Annotated in this window: 16 protein-coding genes; 2 read left to right on the top strand and 14 right to left on the bottom strand. The window is 44.6% G+C overall.

Annotated elements, in window-relative coordinates; translation table 11 throughout:
• Nucleotides 1–54 precede the first annotated feature (54 nt).
• Both F0364_RS16420 and F0364_RS16415 read right to left on the bottom strand, forming a co-directional pair.
• Nucleotides 55–2,205, bottom strand: a complete 2,151-nt coding sequence (locus tag F0364_RS16420) for an FN3 associated domain-containing protein (protein ID WP_153798893.1) — start codon at nucleotides 2,203–2,205, stop codon at nucleotides 55–57.
• A 77-nt stretch (nucleotides 2,206–2,282) separates the two neighbouring features.
• Nucleotides 2,283–3,311, bottom strand: a complete 1,029-nt coding sequence (locus F0364_RS16415) for an NHL repeat-containing protein (protein ID WP_153798892.1) — start codon at nucleotides 3,309–3,311, stop codon at nucleotides 2,283–2,285.
• Between the two features lie 339 nt (nucleotides 3,312–3,650).
• Here F0364_RS16415 and F0364_RS16410 point away from each other — a divergent pair, with 339 nt between their 5' ends.
• Together F0364_RS16410 and F0364_RS16405 are read left to right on the top strand one after the other, a co-directional pair.
• Nucleotides 3,651–4,118, top strand: coding sequence for a DUF4265 domain-containing protein (locus F0364_RS16410; RefSeq protein ID WP_207632724.1), 468 nt, complete (start codon nucleotides 3,651–3,653; stop codon nucleotides 4,116–4,118).
• Between the two features lie 142 nt (nucleotides 4,119–4,260).
• Nucleotides 4,261–4,914 carry a hypothetical protein gene (locus tag F0364_RS16405; RefSeq protein WP_153798890.1) on the top strand — a complete coding sequence of 218 codons (654 nt, stop codon included), beginning with the start codon at nucleotides 4,261–4,263 and terminating at the stop codon, nucleotides 4,912–4,914.
• A 96-nt stretch (nucleotides 4,915–5,010) separates the two neighbouring features.
• Here the strand turns inward: F0364_RS16405 and F0364_RS16400 are convergent, their stop codons facing one another.
• The 12 genes from F0364_RS16400 to F0364_RS29320 form a co-directional block, all read right to left on the bottom strand.
• The gene (locus F0364_RS16400; RefSeq protein ID WP_153798889.1) at nucleotides 5,011–5,574 is read right to left on the bottom strand and encodes a DUF937 domain-containing protein; all 564 of its coding nucleotides are present in this window, start codon (nucleotides 5,572–5,574) and stop codon (nucleotides 5,011–5,013) included.
• Between the two features lie 424 nt (nucleotides 5,575–5,998).
• Nucleotides 5,999–7,366, bottom strand: coding sequence for a D-alanyl-D-alanine carboxypeptidase/D-alanyl-D-alanine-endopeptidase (locus F0364_RS16395; RefSeq protein ID WP_207632723.1), 1,368 nt, complete (start codon nucleotides 7,364–7,366; stop codon nucleotides 5,999–6,001).
• A 224-nt stretch (nucleotides 7,367–7,590) separates the two neighbouring features.
• Nucleotides 7,591–8,733: a formimidoylglutamase gene (locus F0364_RS16390; RefSeq protein ID WP_153798887.1), complete on the bottom strand. Its 1,143-nt coding sequence runs from the start codon at nucleotides 8,731–8,733 to the stop codon at nucleotides 7,591–7,593.
• 518 nt (nucleotides 8,734–9,251) lie between these two features.
• A complete protein-coding gene (porN, locus tag F0364_RS16385; protein ID WP_153798886.1) occupies nucleotides 9,252–10,322 on the bottom strand; it encodes a type IX secretion system ring subunit PorN/GldN in 1,071 nt (356 codons plus the stop codon).
• 10 nt (nucleotides 10,323–10,332) lie between these two features.
• Entirely contained in the window at nucleotides 10,333–11,862 is a 1,530-nt protein-coding gene (gene porM, locus F0364_RS16380; protein WP_153798885.1) for a type IX secretion system motor protein PorM/GldM, read from the bottom strand.
• 63 nt (nucleotides 11,863–11,925) lie between these two features.
• The gene (gene porL / locus F0364_RS16375; protein ID WP_153798884.1) at nucleotides 11,926–12,684 is read right to left on the bottom strand and encodes a type IX secretion system motor protein PorL/GldL; all 759 of its coding nucleotides are present in this window, start codon (nucleotides 12,682–12,684) and stop codon (nucleotides 11,926–11,928) included.
• Nucleotides 12,685–12,794: 110 nt separating this feature from the next.
• Nucleotides 12,795–14,075, bottom strand: a complete 1,281-nt coding sequence (gene porK / locus F0364_RS16370; RefSeq protein ID WP_153798883.1) for a T9SS ring complex lipoprotein PorK/GldK — start codon at nucleotides 14,073–14,075, stop codon at nucleotides 12,795–12,797.
• 463 nt (nucleotides 14,076–14,538) lie between these two features.
• On the bottom strand, nucleotides 14,539–16,608 hold the full coding sequence (locus F0364_RS16365) for a thioredoxin domain-containing protein (protein WP_153798882.1): 2,070 nt from the start codon (nucleotides 16,606–16,608) through the stop codon (nucleotides 14,539–14,541).
• A 420-nt stretch (nucleotides 16,609–17,028) separates the two neighbouring features.
• Nucleotides 17,029–18,552, bottom strand: a complete 1,524-nt coding sequence (locus F0364_RS16360; RefSeq protein ID WP_153798881.1) for a sulfatase-like hydrolase/transferase — start codon at nucleotides 18,550–18,552, stop codon at nucleotides 17,029–17,031.
• A gap of 50 nt (nucleotides 18,553–18,602) precedes the next feature.
• Entirely contained in the window at nucleotides 18,603–19,526 is a 924-nt protein-coding gene (locus F0364_RS16355) for a sterol desaturase family protein (RefSeq protein ID WP_153798880.1), read from the bottom strand.
• A 196-nt stretch (nucleotides 19,527–19,722) separates the two neighbouring features.
• Nucleotides 19,723–19,881 (bottom strand): hypothetical protein, encoded by a 159-nt coding sequence (locus F0364_RS28990; RefSeq protein WP_207632722.1) that lies wholly within the window; start codon nucleotides 19,879–19,881, stop codon nucleotides 19,723–19,725.
• Between the two features lie 60 nt (nucleotides 19,882–19,941).
• Nucleotides 19,942–20,064 (bottom strand): hypothetical protein, encoded by a 123-nt coding sequence (locus F0364_RS29320; protein WP_262885387.1) that lies wholly within the window; start codon nucleotides 20,062–20,064, stop codon nucleotides 19,942–19,944.
• Between the last annotated feature and the right edge of the window lie 49 nt (nucleotides 20,065–20,113).

Raw genomic sequence — 20,113 nt, 5'->3', positions numbered from 1 at the left:
GTTCCTGCTGCCGGGTACATAAAGATGCTTCTAATGGCCGGCCGCAGGCTGCCATTAATTTACAAATACCTCGTCTATAAACACCCAGCCCTTGGCACCCTTGTTCTGGTGCCAGGCAGGCAGGGAGGCCACAGGTTGTACCAGCAACTTTATATACTTTACCTGTACCGGCTTAAAGCGGCACACGATAGCCAGGTTTTCTTCGTTGGTATCATCTTTACCCGGCTGCTTTGGTAATACAGTGGCAAGCGTTGCCCAGTTCTTATCGTCGGTACTGCCCATTACCGTTACTTTGTAAGGCGGCATAATGGATGGGCCTATGTTTTGCAGCAAGCTTAGTGTAACCGTTTGGGCGGTAACCGGCTTACTGTAAAACAGTTTGGCCTCCATGGCATTTTGCTGAAAGCCCAGCCACTTGCCGGCGGAAAAATTAAGCTCGCTCTTTTCAAGGTCAATAAGTGTTTTGGCGCCTGTTGCGCTGTACCTGGAATCGCTTGCTGTAAGCAGTACGGCACTATCCGGCTTAAAGCCGCTTTTGAAAAAATGTTGCTGCACTACATCGCTGCTTATCCAGCCGGGTTTAAACGCTTTAGTTTTTACAGTAAGCTCAGAATCTATGCTAACGCCGCTTTTGTAAATGGGAGAGGAAATACTGTCGGGCTCACTGCCATCGAACGTATAACGTATGATGGCCCCGTTGATGTAATGTTTTAACTTAAGCGGGGTGCTTGTGGTAATAACCTGTTCTTCGTTTTGCAAGATGGGGGGCGTTAGCTTAAGTATCATGGTATCTGCCCCCTTAAAGCCTGTTTGATAAGCAATGTTTTTGTTTTGCTTTTCCAGTTCCGCCGCATCGGCAGGCAACACGGGTGTATTCCATAAATATACCGTTCTTAGTTTGGGTAAGCCCGTGAGTACAGTGATATGCGAAGGCTTTACAGCAGTACCTGATAAAGAAAGGCTTTTTAAGAACTGCAGGTTTTTCAATTCGCCAAGGGTGGCGCCCGTAATACCGGTAAAGTTGAGGTTGAGTTTCCTGAGATTTTTAAAGCTGCCGATAACTTTCAGGTCTTCGTCTTTTACGGGCATATTATCCAGGTTAAGCTCCACTATCTGTTCGGCCAGGGGCTTCAGGTCTTCCAGTTGTTGGATATTGTAAAACGGCTTGTTGTAAAAGTTAACCACCAATGCCGGCGAAACCAGCGAAAGCGGCGTAATTACCCTGTTGTTGTTGCTAAGTTTTTGAATTTGCTTTTCATCCGCCGAAGCAAAACTGTATTGCTCTTCGGTGGATTGCTTTAACACCTTGGATGCAAGCACCCTCAAGGTATCGGTAACGGGTAGTTCTATTACACGTTTATCAAAAGCAGCGCCGCCCTTTATCCATGCGTAAATGATGGCTGTTTCTTCTTCCGTTAACTGTGGCTTGCCTTTTGGTGGCATGTGTTCCTTTTCTTCCAGCGGCAGGTGTATGCGGTGCATCAGCAGGCCGAGGTCTGGCTTGGTGGTATCCCAGAGCTTGCCATTTTTGCCGCCTTTCAGCAACAGTTCTTTGGTGTCCATTACCAGTTCTCCCTTTGCTTTGCTGTTGTTGTGGCAACCCATACACTTAGCCTGGAAAACAGGCTCTACCAGGTCTGCATACAATACAGCATCTTCCAAAGCAACAGGCGGCTTTGTGTTATCGGGCGTTACCGGCAGCAGTACAAAATTTTCGCCATGGGTTATATTACCACCCAGGTGCCCGGCCCATATAACTATACCTGCTGTTACAACCACCAACACACCTGCCATTGAGGCCCGTGTGGCCAGCCATTTACGGCTGCTGTACATAATAAACAACAACAGGGAAGTTAGTATACCTGTATACTTATGCAGGGCAATAGCATCAGCATCGTAGCCAGGCTCCCGGGAGAGCAGCAGACCCATTAGCGCCGTAACCGCCGATGTTACCGAGGCAAACAGCAACATCCATTCTATACCGGACTGAAACCAATGCTCTTTTTTGTATTGCGCCGGTGTTACCAGCAACATAGCCGCATAGAGCAAAATAAGCACAATGGGAAAATGCAGCACCAGCGGGTGCATACGGCCAAACACCTGTAACCAGGCCGGTACATCCAGCCTGCCTTCCACCAACAGAAAGAACAGCAATAAGGTATTAAAGGGAATTAAGGAGGCGGCAAGAATGTTTTTAAACTTCATGAAATGAGGGTGATTTTTTCATGCAGAAATGCTGACAAAAGAGATAAACCGATAACTAAATATTGAATAGCAGCTAACTATACCCTTTTCAGTTTGTATGGGTACACTTTGCCTGAGGCCCACTGCGCCACGTATAAATTTTCATCACTATCCACACATACATCATGGGGGTGCACAAATATTTTATCTGTTTGCGCCATAGGCTGCAACTGGCCATCTGTGTAAACCGGCTGGCTGCCACCAATGTTGCTTATTACTTTGTTGTCCTTATCCAGTATGGTAACAAAACCTGAACCTTCCGCATTTAAATCCGGTGAGCGTAATACGGCCGCGTACAGGTAATCCCCGTGAATAACAGGGCGGCAAACACATGCGCCGGGCAGCTTAATTACTTCCAGCAGCTTGCCTTCTTTGGTGAAGCGCTTAAAGCAGTTGCGGGTACGGTCCGTTACCAGCAGGGTATTGCTGCCACCCCGCCTGTCGAAGGTGATGCCGTGGGCGTTATCCAGGTGTTCATCGCCTTCGCCGCGGCCGGCAAAGTAATTCTTTAACTTTCCCTTGCTATCATACTGTAACACATACTGAGAGCCATAGCCATCTGCTATAAAGATGTCGCCGTTATCATCTACAATTGTTTCTGTTGGTACAAAAGCTTTGGCTTCTTTGTAAATGCCATTGGCATCCAGCGGGGCATCAATAGTCAGCAGTATTTTACCATCCATGTTGGTTTTGTACACCTGGTGCTTATCAGTATCGGTAATGTACAGGTATTCTGTGCCGTTTTCGCTGTGCAGGGTCAGGCCATGCGCCCCCGGAAACTCATGTCCCCAGGTTTTAAGCAACTTGCCCTTTGTATCGTAAACGAGTATGTTATTTTTTGTTTCGTTTGTTAGCAGTATTATGCGGCCATGCTTATCCTGCACCATTTCATGACAGTCGTTTACCGGGAATTTCGTGGTATCGGCCTTGCTCCAGGTAGTATCCAGTGTGTACTGCATGTTGTTGTAACCATAGGTTTTACCCTGCTGCCTGGCAAAAAGGCCATCCATTATTAATAAACTGCCGGTGGCAAGCGAAGTGTTTTTAATGAATTTCCTGCGATTCATACGGTTGCAAACAAATTTTTAGGTTATAGAATGATACAGTCTTAGCGGTTTGTTCTTTAGTGTTGCTTACACAAAGTAACCCAATGATAGTTACGGGTTATTTTAAAGCGTTTAAAGCTACATAACTTTTGCTTTGAAATTTACGTGAGGGATTTTTTATGTTGTCTATTATTGACTGAACCTGCTTTAGGTTACCCTACCCGGGCTGAAAAGCCGCATAACGAAACAACCGCACAAGAGTGCGACGCAACGATGTTCAATTCATGTTCCCACTGCCGGGACCATAAAAAATAAGCCACAAAAATGCCCCCGGCATTTTAAATGCGCTACTTTCATTTTATGGCAACGGATAATAACGAAGAAGTAAAAATACTCTTCAGGTTTTACAGCGACATTATGGAACAGGATGTGACAGAAACACTTTGGGCCCTGCCTGAAGAAGAGGGGCTTGGCTACTACCGCATTGACAGCATACCGTTTTATTTTCCGGGGCTGGCCAGCGATGACATAGTGTTTGCGGAATACGACGACAAAGAAGAAATGCTTACCTACCGGGAAACAATTGAACGGTCTGGCAACTCTACCGTTTGGGTGGCTATACTGGACGATAAAATTGAAATTGACGACATAAGGACCATTTTCCTTGACCTTGGCTGCGGGTCTGAATCAATTCATGACCGGTATTTTGCCATGGAGATTGCTGCCGATACCAACTACCTTAAAATTAAAGACCGGCTTAACCAACTTAGCAGCGAAAAAATTATTGACTATGCCGAGCCCTACCTTTCTGAAGCCCACCAATACTAGCCTGCTGTAGTAGTTATTCTACAGCCGCCCGTTTATATTTCTTAGCGCTACCTGTAAATTTATGAGGCCATAATAAGCCTTTTTGCTATTGATTGGCCCTACCCTGCCAGAGTATTTTTGGTATGTCCAAATCAATCATCCAATGGCTACCATCCTTCTACACGACACCAGGGTTCCCGCCCCAAACATTAAAGCTGACCTTGTAATGACAGTTGGCCCTTCAGACAATATTTTTCGTAAACTACATGAACTGGCGGCACAAATTGAGCAGCAGTGCCTGTCTTTTGCACCGGGCTGGACCCACCAACTGCAGGTACATTGCCCCTGTAACGAAAACGGCCTGCAACTGGGCAGCGGACTTACCGCCGACAATATATCCAAAGCCTTTGCCATATTACGCTTTAAAACCGGCAGCATTCTTATAAGTGGTTGTGGCGCCGCTGCCATTTACCGCATGGGCAACAACGGCCTGCTAATGTGCAAAAGGCTGGCCGCATCCGCATACTCCAATGTTACGGCTTCCGGCGGTTTTACCCTGCACCAGCTTACAGCCACGTGGAATGCCCTGGGCAAATTAACAGCCTTGCAGGAACATGATGTTAATGGCGCTTTGGTTAACGGCATACCCCACCCCGGCCATACCAGTATTGAATATTTTAAGCACACCTGCCACCAAAAAGCCAGCCAACCCGGCACGCCTGTACGGTTTAGCTTTTCTACGATAATGGCACAGGTAAAAGTGTATGCGCTGCAGGTATGGCAACTGTCTTTACGCTGCGCCCTGGTAAAAGCATAACAACATTATCCATACTGTTCACAATTCCCCGTTTAATACCAATAAAAAAAGGCGAAGCAAAAAGCTTCACCTTTTATTTAGAGGGAAACATTAAACTTAGTTAAACAACCCTTTTACAGCATCCATTACACCACCGCCGGGTACGCCACCACCTTTCAACATAGCGGCCACATCCTGCAGGTCTGTATCGCCATCTCCGTCGCGGTCAAAAGCGCCGCCCTTAAATTTATTCATTAATCCGCTTATATCAAAGCCCGAAGTTTTTCCGCCGGAAAAATTGTTTAAAATTCCCTGCAGGTCAAAGCTGTTGTCGTTTGGGTCGTTGGTTTTGCTAACCAGGTTTTGCAGCACCATAGGTATAAGGCTGGCCGCGATACCGCCGGCCTGGCTACGGTCAAGCCCAAACTTTCCTACCAGGTTATCAATAAATCCGCCCTGTATATTTTGGGTTACATTGTTCTGAGATACATCCTGGTTGCCGCTGAACATGCTTAGAATGTCTTTGATATTTCCGTTGGCCAGCGCCCCTTGCAGGCCACCGGCAATAGAATCTGCCGCACCGGAAACAGCTTCGTCGTTTCTTTCGTTGGGGATAGATGGATTGTTAGTGATGGCATCCCCGGCATATTGTTTTACCAGGTTAAATAAATTTTCAAGCATACGTTAGATTTTTAGGCCAACAATGTACAAAACGCGTTGAACAAATGCTAATTAATTTAAGACAGCAAATGCCTGCGGCCTTTGAGGCAAACAATATTTATGTTACGGGCGACAGTACCTTGTGGCGGCTTCGTTGTGTCACTCACTTGTACGTCCGGTTCTTTGAGGCGGCTTGTTGACCGTGAGTGGTGAATGGTGAGTGGTGAGTAGTGAATAGTCAGTGGGGGCATTGCGTTCACCATTCAACATTCCTTGTTCCTTGTTCGATATTTTTTTCGTGAGTGGTGAATCGTGAGTGGTGAGTGGGGGCATTGCGTTCACCATTCAACATTCCTTGTTCCTTGTTCAATATTTTTTTCCGTGAGTAGGGGCATTGCGTTCTTCATTCAGCATTCCTTGTTCCTTGCTCAATATTCAATACTCCTCATTTTTCATTGGCCAACTTTGTTAAAAAAGATTCGATATGCCGGCGTATGTTGCCAACACTTGCATTATGGTTATTAACCAATATGGAAAAAACGAGGGTTTTGTTTTTATTGGTAACAAGGTAACCGCTGAGGGCAACATTGTTACTTAGCGTTCCGGTTTTCGCAAAAATGCGGCCCCTAAGGTTTTTGTAGTAGGCGCTTATTGTTCCAGTACCGCCTGTGGGTAAAATGGCTGTAATGCGTTGCCAGGCAAAATCATGTTGCATTTTGCGCAGCAGGTAAACTATATCTTCCGGCGTAAAAAGATTATAACGGCTAAGCCCGCTGCCATCTACCCATTGGACTGGTTGCGGTATGTCCTTAAAATCCGTTTTAAGCAGTGTATCAATCACCTGCCTGTCCCTCATTATACCCAACTTTTCTTTGGCTACCATCAGCAACGTTTGCTCCGCGAAAAAGTTGTCGCTGCGGTGCATCATAATCGCCAGCATAGAATCGGTTGGCTGGGAATAAATTTTGTGATAGCCTGCCAGACTCTCCTGCAAACCCTGCCTGTAAGCAATATGTGCAACATGCAGGGTGTCCTGCAGTAAAGCGGTTATGAATCTATCATCTGATGTTGAAAAGGTAAGATTTGTAGCCGCTGTATCTCCATGTGGCTCCAGGGTAAAATTGTTGGTTCCCCAACTTCTTCTTAAGAAAAAACCTTTGCGGGTTCCAGGAGGTACGGTATCCCACCCACGCCAGTCTGTAGAATAATTGCTAAAAAAAGAAGGCAGGCTGGCTATGTTGCTGTTTGCAGCATTAAAACTAAACTGTACCGTGTTACCATATATGGGCATCAGGCTTCTTTCCGCCATGTAGGCGTACATATAATCGTCCCACGCCCAGCCTTTTCCGAGCGGATTAGCTGCAAACAATTTTTCCTGCAGCCCATTTTTGCCGGAAATGGAAGGGGCTATAAAAGTTATGCGTTTTCTTGCTGCTTTTTGCAGGTAATGGTACAAAGGCTGAAAGTGAAAATCAGGGTGCAGAAAGGTGGGATCCCCGTTAGGTATAAAATCCAGCGATGAATCCGTTTCTCGTATAAAGGACGAGACCAGGCTATCTTCCAGGTACTTCATGCCGGCGTAGCAGGTAAAGAGCTTGGTATTGCTTGCAGGAATAAAATACCTGCTGCTGTTGTGGCGGTAGACAGCCCTGCCAGATTCCGCCTCTGCTATATATATCCCTACATGCGCAGACTGTAGTTCGGGCGTACTTAATAACGATTGTTGCGCCTGCCTTGCTACCCGTTGCCGGACTGAACAGGCCATTAACTGTAGGCCAGCAGCCAGCAGCACGGCATATTTTAATAATTTCATGATCAGCATTAAATAAACCGCCGGCAAATTGCCGTGTAACCCGCCTGCAAATAAAGCAGGAAGCGTCACCTACGGGTGAGGGATTGAAGCGGAAAGCCCGCAGCGAATGGCTGAGGTACGAAGCCATGAGTGAGGACTTGCAGCGAAAAGCCCGGCCCCTTGCGATAGCTTGGGGACACCCCCATCAACTTATTTATTAAATATTTGACATCCGCCACTTTACCTCAACTTCTTTCTACCGCCCTCAGCCATCTTTCAGGAATGTCGTTATTGGACGCGGCAAGGTAATCATGATAACTGCAGGCGATAAATTTGCCATCGGGCAGTTGTACCCACCAGCGGCCTGTTTTTTTGCTTTGCAAAAAAACTGATTGCATTTCGGCAAATGCCAGGTTGAATTCATTAAAATCTTCCCGGTGCTCCAGCAGGGCTTCCTGTTTGCCCTTGTAAATGCCGTCCATGAGATACCAGAGCATGTGGCTTATTTGTTTGGCGGTTAAATTATGCTCGTCCCTGTCCGGGTGATAACCATAAATGCCAAAGCTGCTGATGTTCGGGCTCATGCCGGCATATTGCATAAGGGTGCAGGCTTCCTCGCCATTAAACCCGTTGGGCGTAAGGCGGTTGGCCGGTGCATGGCTGTGCTGTATGGCCGATATATCGAAGCTGAACATATCGGAATTGCGTATAACCGGCTCCATTTCTGTTATATTTTCCTTTACCTTGCCAACCCTGAAGCAATCGAACCTAAGTTTATCAATGGTCTCGAGCATATTGGGGTGTACCAGGTAGCTTTGAAAACCGATGTGGTTGTAATGCTTAAGAAAATTAGGCTCGCTGGTTAACAGCCTGAAAAGAAAGGTATCTATGGGCAAACGGCTTTCAATCTGAAGGTCTATAGCAGCATCTACGCAGGTAGCTTCGATAATCTGTTGCTGGCGGGCATACACTTCGTATTGGGCTATGGTTAAATCGTGAGAGCCACCCAATATCACCACCCTTTTACCCTGCTGGATAAGTTCTGATACCACAGCCCTTAAAGCCGCATACGTATCCTGCAAAGTAGCGCCCGTTTTTACATTGCCCGCATCGGCCACCACTACCTCTGTATGCCAGTGAAATAAACTGTAAAAAGCTGCCCTGACAGCATCGGCGGCATTGGCTGACCTGGCGGGAATACCTTCTCCACGATAATCATTACAGCCCACCAATACAATATCGGCCGTGCTTATATCAGGAAAATACTCTTCAAAGGCGTTAATATGTTTTCCCAATTGAACATCCTTGTACCCTTCATCCCGGGACAGTTCATACTTATTAACCGGTTCGAGAAAATCTATGATGGAATCTATGAACTCTAAGGACATGAATTTTTATTTGCAGCAAACATACTTAAAAGGCACTTACAGGAAATGCAGGCATAGGCAGGAAATAACGGTGCATTAAAACTGAAAAAAAAATGAGTAAAAATCTCCGATTTCAAAAAATGCTTGTTTAGCATTTATAAACTTTGATATTAAAAATCTGCCTATCTTTTATTAGAAAGGCATTTATTTCAACGAAATATAAAATACATGAAAACTGGAAAACCGACGTAAATAATTGATTATCAACTAAATTAAAAACAGAACAAGATAAGATAGTACTAAAATAAAAAAGGGGCTTGGATGGAAATCCTACCCCGTTTTAAAATCCAATATCCTATGAAAAACCGAGAACAAAGTTAGATATCAATTTGGATTGTACAAGTTTTTTTATAAGCTTTTTTTAAAAAAAGCATCCTTTTATAACTAATTGGTAACTAAATAATTATAAGTTTATCCCCATAAAAAAACCCCGCTATAAGCGGGGTTTGAAATTGTTATGATATTTTTTAAAATTTGTACTAGTAAGACCATAACGACTGCTCGTAGTCGAATATTTTGTCTTTGATTTTTTCGCCTTCCAACAACCTGAAGAGCGGGTCTTTTACATAGTCAGCCAGTGCCCTGTCGTAAGGATTGTCAATGGTTGATTTAACTATATAACTGCTAAACATGCGGCCTTCAAAAAGTTCTTCCCAAGTCATCCTCGCACCGAAGTTTTTGGGATTGTAGACCTCGAATTTGGAAAGTACAGGGCGTAAGTCGGGGTAGTAAACCCACCACAGGGGTCTTTCACTGTTTTCCAATGCCTGGCCGGTTGAAAGTTTATAAGGCATAACCGGAGCTATTCCCAATACACGTACAAACATCCGGCTTGATTCCTTGTCAAATATCCACTCTTCCTTTAGCCTAAACTTGTAAACAGAATCGGGAGATAAAGGTTTTGGCCTTATTTCGTAGCCAATAACATTTCCATCAAGATCGTATTTTTTTGCAGTGTCCTCTCCCCCGCCAAAAGCTTTGATAGCATCTTCAGGGGTGATTGGCGTAGTAAACCGGTCATCATCGCTGCTGAAAGCTGTAATACCTTCTTGCTTTATCGCAGTAAGCAGGATGCTAATAAAACGCTGGCCACCATTATCTTCAGTTGCAGCATACCTGAAAGGCAGGTTTATTTTTTCACGTATGTCAATTTCACGCCAAACCCTTACCCGGTAAACCGCATCATCCTCTCTCAAGTTTTCGTAATCAAGTGGCGTCCTCTCTTTAACTAATGAGCGCTCAATGGCTGCATCATTACGTAAAGACATTTTTACGCTATCGAACAATCCTCCGCCAGAAGACTGAACCCTGTTGATAGGCAAAGTAGTGTCAAACGCAGGCCCGGCGGGTGCTGCATTGCCATAAGCAGACTGGGAGGGGTTGCGTGTAGTATCGGGATTGCCATACCCAGAGTTGTTTGTCTGCTGCTGATTTCCGTAAGCGCTACCGCCTGTTCTGCGTCTTGTGCGACGCTGAGCTGTAACGGAATCAGTAACTAATGCAGCAAAAAGCAGCACCAGAACCCATTTTGAATATTTCAGACGCATCATGTTCAGTATATTAAAATAAGTTAAATACTATCGGTGGAATATCCCTCGTTCCTCCTGGTCCGGAAGCCTTAATTTCATCAATTGTTACGGTAGTGCCTACCCTGCAATTCTCTATGAGGCTTCTTACAGGATCAAACCTTTCTCCTGTTACCTCCCTAAATTGAAGGGGAGAGAAACCAGCACCTGTAAACACAATTGTATAGCTTACAACATTAAATTTAACTCCGTCAAAAACAAAATTTTCCAAGACTGCCCTAACACCTGCCTGCGCTTTAAAATCATTAACCCTCATACGGCCACCTTTACTCTGGCCAACCATAGCGATAGGATCTGGTACATCCTTAACTTTAAAAGGGAACGGAGTTGATTTTCCATCCGCATTCACGGTAATTGTAGCATTCCCTGCTTTCCCAGGTCTGATCATATATTTTCCGGCAGAAGTCTTTGTTGCGGTTCCATTGTCAATAGAGATAGTTACCCTTTCATCACCAACATTACCCCCGCTTACTGTAATAGGATTATCTAAACCGATATACAAAACTTTTACAGCATCCGCACTTACACTGGCCCCGGTGGGAGACCCAACAGTATATTCGACTTTATAATCCTTACTTTCCAGTTGGTTTGTTAATTGATTTCTAAACGTAATATGTACTGTTTTAGTATAAGAACCAGGCCCACCAACGTTAAATTTAACTTCAGGAATACCTGAAGAATTAGGATTGGCAGCGGAGCCATCAACAGTTACAGTTGGTTTTGCAGCGCTATTGTAAGCACCTATACCAGCCGTTATTGTTAACTCTTGGCCAGGCATCAAATAATTTGAGCTCTGCCCAATTAATGGCTGATAAGTATCAGTAACAAACTGTACTTCGCCAACTTTACGGTGCAAAAAATCTACTACTTGTGCTTCACTGTTTTTAATATCGTTTTGAAATTTACTTAAAATGGTAATTGCAGCAATAGTAGGGGTCATTCTAAAATAAGCGGCTTCCCACGAATTATTACCAGAATTCTGCGTTTTAGGTATACTCAAATCAATGGGCAATGAATTTTGATATGCCGACTTGATTTCAGGATCTATGTTTAGTAAAGAATCCTTGAACGACTTTAATCGCTGGTATAAAACTTTTGCCTGTGGATCTCCGCCCTCAATCATCACCCTAGTGGGTACATTTGTTTCATCTTCTTTGTAGGTTTCAACTCCATTTTTTATTTCGAGGCCCGACTCTGTTTTCAATCTTAATTTCAAGCTCTCAACATAATTATATATGTTGTCTGCAAGCCGCTTAGCTTCCAATGCTTTTGGCTGCCATTTTGCCGCCTGCTCTTTAGTTTTTTCATCCTTTAACTTTTCCTGAAAAGATTTAAACAGAGCTGCATTCTTCTGATCAATCACACTACTCGCATTATTCAAGCTGGTATTAACCGTTCTAAAAGCGTTCAGGATTTCCGCTGATACATTCAATGCCAACAATGCAGTAAGCACCAAATACATCAGGTTAATCATTTTTTGCCGTGGCTCCTTAGGTAGTGCCATATAATCAAATCAATTTTTTATAGTAGGATATACGATTTCGAAATTCTGTTTTCAGAGAATACATTATCTGCCCTGCATAGCAGTAAGCATATTACCGTACACCTGGTTCAATTTTCCAAGGTTTGTTGCCAATACAGCAATTTGCTCTTTGGCCTTCTGTGCATCTTCTGCGGTACCTGTCATGGCAGCAGAAGCCTGAGCAAGCTTACCATAGAACTGGTTGAGTGTCTTCAGGTGATTATTGCTTTCCTGCAACTCCAGTTCATAAATGGTATTTAAAGAAGAAAGGTTCTTGGTTAGAACCTGTATCTGGTCGTGGAAAACCTTTGTGCTTTCAGAAGCACTATTGAAGGCATTAAGCGAATTGGAAGTTGCCAGATAAGCATCCTTAACGGAAGAAAGTGCCTGGGTAGCTTCTTTTGTTTTTTTGGCGTAATCACCTGTTGCAGAAACTGCATCACCTATATCTCCCATTTTTTCTACTGTAGTTCCCAGCTTTTGGAAACCACTGCTAAGTTTTGATAAATTAGAGGGGGTAATGTCTGCTTCCGCCAGCATTTTTTCCATACTTTTTAAAGCAGGATTGCCCGCAGGTTCCCCTGCAATTTTTACCTGGTGGTCATCTATTGCAGGATAGCGCATATAAAGAATACCATATATTGCGAATACGATAGCTTCGGTACCTAAACCCACAATCAACATGGTGTCAGCACCTTCCCAGTGCTGAAGTTTAAATAAAGCGCCCACAATAACTATTGCCGCAGCAATGGATACAAAAATGTCTACTACTCTACTAACTTTCGGAGGAATTGCAGCTGCCATTTTTACGATTTTTAATGATGGATTTTGAATTTTTACTGTAACAAAATAATAATGGAAAGCGCCTTTAAGTGAGTGGTGTCTTCTTCAAAGGACAGCGTTTAGTTTTTTACTTACTTTCTCATTTGAGCAGGTAAATCAATTACACAGCGGAAACCGATGTAGGATTTTGCCGTGTCCTGGTATTCGTAAGAACGGGTGCTGGTTTGCAGGAAGTACCCTACATCTTTCCAGCTACCACCCCTTACCACTTTACGCTTCATGCGCGGAGGATCGGAGTCTTTTGCGTTGTAACGAACATCAGGGTTCATATCGTGTTGGAAATTATAAGAACCTTCATAGTAATAAGAACCAGTCCATTCAGCCACATTACCGGCCATGTTGTAAAGGCCGAAGTCGTTAGGCCAGTAAGCATCTGCCCGCACGGTATAAAAACCACCGTCTTCAGGATAATTGCCACGACCGGGCTTAAAGTTGGCCAGCAAACAGCCTTTCTTATTTCTCAGGTAATAGTTACCCCAGGGGAACATAGACTGTGTGCGTCCGCCGCGGGCCGCATATTCCCATTCCGCTTCTGAAGGCAGGCGGAAATCACTTTCCACAGCAAACTTTTTCCTTTCCAGGAAACTGTTCATATACTGTGTTCTCCAGCTACAGAAGGCGATGGCCTGTTTCCAGGTAACACCTACTACGGGATAATTGCCGAAAGAAGGATGGTTGAAATAACGTTTGGTCATGGGCTCGTTGTAAGAATAAGAGAAATCCCTCATCCAAACGAGCGTATCAGGATATACTGCTTCTTTGTAACGGAAAATAAAGGAAGAACGGGGCTGGCGTGCATTTTCTCTTTTGGCGGCTTCCTTAAGGTCGAAGCCCTGTACGCTGTATTCAATTTTCAGCGGATCCAACTCCATTTTATTGTACAACCTGTTATCAGGCGCTAAAACCAGTTTGTTGAGTTTTTCCATAGTAGCCCTGTCGCCCCATTTAATGGTACGGGCTTTGGCCCAGTCAATAGCGGTATCCCCATTTGCACCGGTTTTGAAAAACCCAAGCTCCAGTGCCGCTACGGAATCACGTGTCCACCATACAAACTGGCGGTACTCGTTATTGGTGATTTCGGTAGCGTCCATCCAGAACCCTGCTATGGAAACCTGCTTATTGCGGGATGTAAAATTGTAATTGATGTCTTCATCACTGGGCCCCATGTGAAAGGTGCCGGGCGGAACATATACCATACCCACCGGCTTGGTTGCACTCATTTTAGCTGAAGAGGATACACCAACAAGTTGACCATTATCAGGTAACCCCTTACTTTTTCCCTTTTTAAAACACCCACCCGCAACGACGGTAAGGGCCAGAATTGATATAAGCGATAAGAGTTGGTTTTTCATCTATCTTAACTGATTAATGGGGTATTTAGCAAATGTAATGATTTAATTAGCTTTTTTGACATCTGTCAATATTTTAAGACTGGTTCAATGATTCTTTATCAAATCTTAATTTTTTTACCCCGTTTTGTTTAAAAAACCGGGGATTTTCTACACGAAACGCACAAATTCCCTTCTTTTTTACCCCTCCCCTTTTAGTAAAATGGGAGGACAAATTTACCGGCTGAATGATAAAAACCCACCCGTAAACGATTAATACCCGCTTAAATGTCGCCATGAAAAACGGAACGATGAACGTAGTGCGACGCAACTGGGCCGCCATAAAAAACCGTCAGCCCGACACCAAAAACCATACGCTACAAATCTGCTGACCGTTCCGAAGCTTTTTTAAAAGTTGTTAAAACTAAGCCTCTAACCTTAAAAAAACGGCAATAATACAAGGTTATTGTATAAGAAACGATTTTTTTTAAGATGGCGTTTGCACAAGTTTAAGAAATTCTTCCATAGAACCTACCGGCTGCCTGCAGGCATAGTTTTTACACAGGAACATCCATGTTTCGCCTTCCACAGCGGCCTTAGCCTGCAGCAACGCAAATTCGTTATTTTCCCGGGTAACAGCCAGGGTTATGCGTGATGGTACATAATGCCCGTTTAACTGCCGGAGCAATGTAAACGCATCCTGCCCTACAATGGCAACCTCGCTAATACCATGTGTAACAGATTGTAATAAAGAGGCCCACACCCCAAACGATGTTGGATAACGCACAACCGCCTTACCCAAAGAAAGTAACATATTGATACTGCGGCTTTGCCAGGCCGGAAGGTTAAAAATAACAGAAAGGTAATACAGGTTTTGGGCCATCACCGCGTTTCCTGATGGGGTTGCGCCATCGTACACCTCTTTTTTACGCACCAGCACATCCTGCTGATCAAGGCTGGTAAAGTAAAAAAAAGTATTGTCCTCCTCGCTAAAATTGCTGACGACTGTTTCCGCCAACTGCCGGGCTTTGTATAGGTAATCATGATTGCCTGTAACCTCCTGCAACTGCAGGTATGCCTGGATAAGGTGGGAATAATCGTCTAAGAAAGCCGGGCTGCCGGGGCGGTTGTCTTTCCAACTATGGTACCAGCTACCTTCCGCACCTTGCAGGTTATTTTCAAGAAAATGAAGGTTTGCTTCCGCCATCGCCAGGTATTTTTCATCCTGCAGCGCAGCATAAGCTTTGGCAAAGGCGGTTATCATCAGGGCATTCCAGCCAAGTAAAATTTTGTCATCCAGGCCGGGACGGATTCTTTTATCCCGCTCCGCCAGCAATTTTTTACGGCAAACAGCCAGTTTTTCTTCCAGTTCGTGCAACGGTAAGCCCATGGCAACGGCCTTTTCTTCCATTGCAACCGGCAGCCAGATGAGGTTGGTATGCTCCCAGTTACCCGTTTCAGTTATATTATATACCTCGCAAAAAATATCCGCGTCGCCGCCAAGTATTTCCTGTATCTCACTTTTACTCCATGTGTAAAACTTGCCTTCCACCCCTTCGCTGTCCGCATCCAACGCACTATAAAAACCGCCAGAGGGGTGCAGCATCTCCCTTTCAATAAAACTAACTGACTGACTGATGGCCTGCGCATACAGCTTTTTGCCTGTTACAAGATAAGCATCTGCCAGTGTGGAAATCAGCAGAGCATTGTCGTACAGCATTTTCTCAAAATGCGGGGCCAGCCATTTTTCATCGGTACTGTACCGGGCAAAGCCACCGCCCAGGTGGTCGTAAATGCCTCCCTGTATCATTTTGTCAAGGCTAAGCAACGCCTGCTGTAACGATGCTTCCTGTTTTGTATAATAGTAATGCTGTAACAGGTATTGTATAGAAAAGGTTTGCGGAAATTTTGGCGCCCTGCCAAAGCCGCCCCATGTTTTATCGCCTTGTGTAAGAATGTTCTGCGCGGCAAGGTTTGTATTTTCGCTTGAAAAAAGCGGCTCATCCTCTTGTTCGCCGGGTTTGCGGATGCCGAAGGAGTTAGAAGCTACCAAATGTTCTGTAAGGTTACCTGCCTGTTGTTCAATTTCATCCCGCCGGTTGCGGTAAGCATCGTTAACAGCGTATAGTGTTTCCCGCCAGCTCATACGGTTAAAGGCTTTTACCGGCGGAAAATAAGTGCCGCCGTAAAAAGGCTTTTTGTCAGGCGTGAGAAATACATTGAGTGGCCAGCCCCCGCTGCCCGTCATGGCCTGTACGGCATCCATATAAATATGGTCCAGGTCGGGGCGTTCTTCCCTGTCTATTTTAATATTGATAAAGAACCTGTTCATTATTTCTGCTGTGGCCGCATCCTCAAAACTTTCCCGCTCCATTACATGGCACCAGTGGCAGGCAGAGTAGCCAATGCTTACGAGGATGGGTTTATCTTCTTTTACCGAACGTTCCAGTGCTTCCCTGCCCCAGGGATACCACTCAACAGGGTTGTAGGCATGCTGTAACAGGTATGGACTTGTTTCGTTTATTAATGCATTGGGTGTTTTGTTCCCTGGTTCCATAAGCGACAATTTCCTTTTGAGCAAACAAATAAACAGCTTTTAGCAGTATAAAGCTTACGCTTTATTGTGCAGTTTTTTATGGGCCAGGCTGTAGAAACTACTATGAGGCATCGTTGCGTCGCACTCTTGTACATTCTGTTCTCTATGCAGCCCTACCACGATTTTAGCCGGATTTTCCGATGCGCCTGACTTTTAACCTTTGCTGACAATTCCTTCTACTTTCAGCATAATCACCTCATCACGATTTTAACCGGATTTTTCCGATGCTCCTGACTTTACCTCTCCCAAGACTTCATCCTGCTTTCAGGATAATCACCCCAATCAGATGTAAAATCGTGGTCCAGACAGGGTATCAAAAATAAAGCCGGTAGTTTGCGGCTACCGGCTTAGCATGTATTGTATTGAACACGAATGGCGCTTTTATATAGGAAAGTAATAAGCTGCATCCAGACCGGGTATAGCCTCAGTTCTTATAAATGGCCATACGGGTTTGGCCAACTGGCTTTCCCAGTTTTTAAGAGCACCCTGCAACTCTTTTACTTTGGCAGGATTAGCCACGGCCAAATCTTTTTCTTCACTTATATCATCGGCGATATTATAAAGCAGCGTTTTACCGTTGCGCTCATTTACATACAGTTTCCAATCGCCCTTGCGCACCGCTTTTGAAAAGCCGTTACGCCAAAACAACGTTTCATGTGGTCTTCCGTTGCTTTCCCCGCTTACATAAGGCACCAGGTTAGCCCCATCGTACACCTTGCCCTTGGGCAGTTGTGCACCGGCGGCGGCAACGGCGGTTGCAAAAATATCCAGGTTGCTTACAGGTAAATCGTAAGTTTTACCGGCAGGTATTTTACCCGGGTAGCGTAACAGCAAGGGTACACGTATGCCTCCTTCAAAATGGCTGAGCTTACCGCCTTTTAACGGGTCATTTTTCATTTGCCCGGTGTAAGAGGCCCCGCCATTATCGCTGCCGAAAAAGATAAGGGTGTTATTATCCAGCCCTTCTTCTTTCAGCTTATTCAATATGCGGCCTACAGCGTCGTCAAGCGATTTTACCATGGCCAGGTAAATGCGTTCTGTTGTGTCTGTTGTGGTGGTAATGGCATCAAAATCTTCCTTCTTTGCCTGGAAGGGGTCATGCGGCGCATTAAAGGGCACATACAAAAAGAAAGGCTTGTCTTTGTTCCGGTCAATAAAACCTACAGCTTCATCCCCAAGGCGGTCCGTTATATACTCTTTTTCTTCTACTACTTCCCCATTGCGTACAATGTTAATAGAACCTTCCCGTTTGGTGGTTTTGGCAAGGTTGGTATGAAAATGAAAAGACCGGGTAAGGATATTGGGCTGGTCAACTCCTGCATAAATAGAGCCCCAGGTTAGCATGCCGTAATAATAATCAAAACCACGTTGCCAGGGCTTTAAGCCTTCCTCTTCACCCGCATGCCATTTGCCGATTGCACCTGTTGCATAACCCGCCTGCTTGAACAACTGGCTGATAAGCACTTCTGATTCCGGTATCCCTTTCTTAATTTTTTTGTATGCTTCCAGATCAATATTGCTTTCTGTTTGTGCTTTCCTTTCAATCGCGTCGGCTTTAATCTTCTGGATAAGCTCCGGGTCGGTAAGTGTTGTTGAATGCAGTTCCGGCACAAGAAATTCTCCGCCAAACCTTTGCTGGTAACGGCCGGTTAACAGACCCATCCTTGATGGAGAACATATTGGCGCTGATGCATAGGCCTGGGTAAACCGAACACCTTCCTTGCCAATAGCGTCTATGTTAGGGGTTTGTACTTTTGTATTACCATAGGAGGATAACTGGCTCCAGCCAAGGTCATCCGCATAAATAATAATCACGTTGGGATGCTCCTTTGCCTGCGCTTTTATATCGTCTGCAAACAACCCTGCAAAAAATGCTGAAAGAACAAACAATCTTTTTTTATTCATTAGTCTCTTATTTTTTCATTACTTATTTATCCGGGCAATCCCTACGTTCATTATGCTGGTACAGCAACCAATGGCTCGTCTGTTTCGTTACGACGGTGCTCAACCGGTATTTCATCGCCTACTTCTGGGCCATTCTTAGACAGTTCACTGCCCTCTACTTTAGATTTGAACAGGGGCCATGCAAATTGCGCATACCACTCCTCCTGGCCGTAATGTTTAATACCATAAGATGACGGATACTTACGGGTGATGATACCGGTTTTGAAAATCAGGTCCCATATAAAAAACATGTTGCCAAAGTTGCCTTTGTAGTGGCCAACACCATCTCCATCTGTATCAGCATGGTGCGCATGATGGGTGGCAGGTGTTGATATCAATCTTTCCATTACCCAGCCAATGGGCTTTAACCATTTGATGGTATAAAAAGGTTTATCCCATTTAATGCTGCTGTGGGCCGCTGTTGTAATTAAAGATTTAATGCCTGTTACAAATAATGCCGCGTAACCAAGGCCCAGGTATGTAAGCGCAGTAGTTAAGTAAATCTGCGAAAAGAAAATAGTATAAATAACATTTTGCCTGCTGGCCATTGCCATACCCATGTAAGGCGCGGAATGATGTGTGCGGTGAAACCTCCATAGCCAGGGCACCTGGTGGTGCAGCCGGTGGTACCAGTATTGTGTTAAATCATCAGCTACAGCTATGATGAGAAATGCCCACCAGAACGGCACCCAGGAAAACGCATCTTTTGCGCCGGGCAATAGTACCGGTAAAAATTTCAACCCGAAATAGGCTATCATCGGCCTGATGATAAGTTTGGGCGCAATGAAGCAAACGATATCAAGGATGCGTTCATTTTTTGACCAATGATTGTCATACAAACCATAAGCGAATTCAATGATGCCCACAATGAGCATAATAACAGGCAAGCCCCATGTACCGAGGTTGCGGAAAATTTGTTCGATGTAATGTATCATGTTTAGATGATTTAGTCGTGAATGGTGAATCAATTCCGCTTAGTTAAGCAACCAATGTCAGGTTGAGCTTGTCGAAACCGCTTATATGCTTTACTTTTCATGCATCCGCCTTCGACAGGCTCAGGCTGACAATCTTAACTAAACAGCACTGATTGGTGAGTGGCCAATACTGAGTTGCGATTGATCGTTTACAACGCTACCTGCTTTTTGCTGTTTCCTGTTTTTTTTCTTTCCAGGGCCTCTCGCCGGTAAAGTAAAAACTAAGCAACATCAGTAATACAGGTAATGCATACAGCAAAAGGCTAACAAGTATGTCCCGTGTTATTTTCCGGGCAGTATCTTTTTCTATTGGCATATAATAATCTTTAACAAGTGAATAGTCAATGGTGAATAGCTATTTAACCTAATGTGTATTTTACCTGAGCAGCACATTTTGCAACAGCCAGAGTATGCCGGAAATTATCGCCAGCGGCACCAGGAAGATGATAATGCCAACCACAATTTTTCTTGCCAGCAGGTAGATGTCAGATAAAGTCATTGCCTTTTGTTTTTATGGTTTATAATTAGCCTCTTATGTTGCCGTTGTT

This window comes from Foetidibacter luteolus, assembly GCF_009650435.1.
Classification (GTDB): Bacteria; Bacteroidota; Bacteroidia; order Chitinophagales; family Chitinophagaceae; genus Foetidibacter; species Foetidibacter luteolus.
The sequence above is the reverse complement of the archived record's forward strand: the minus strand, read 5'-3'. Positions and strand labels throughout refer to the sequence as shown.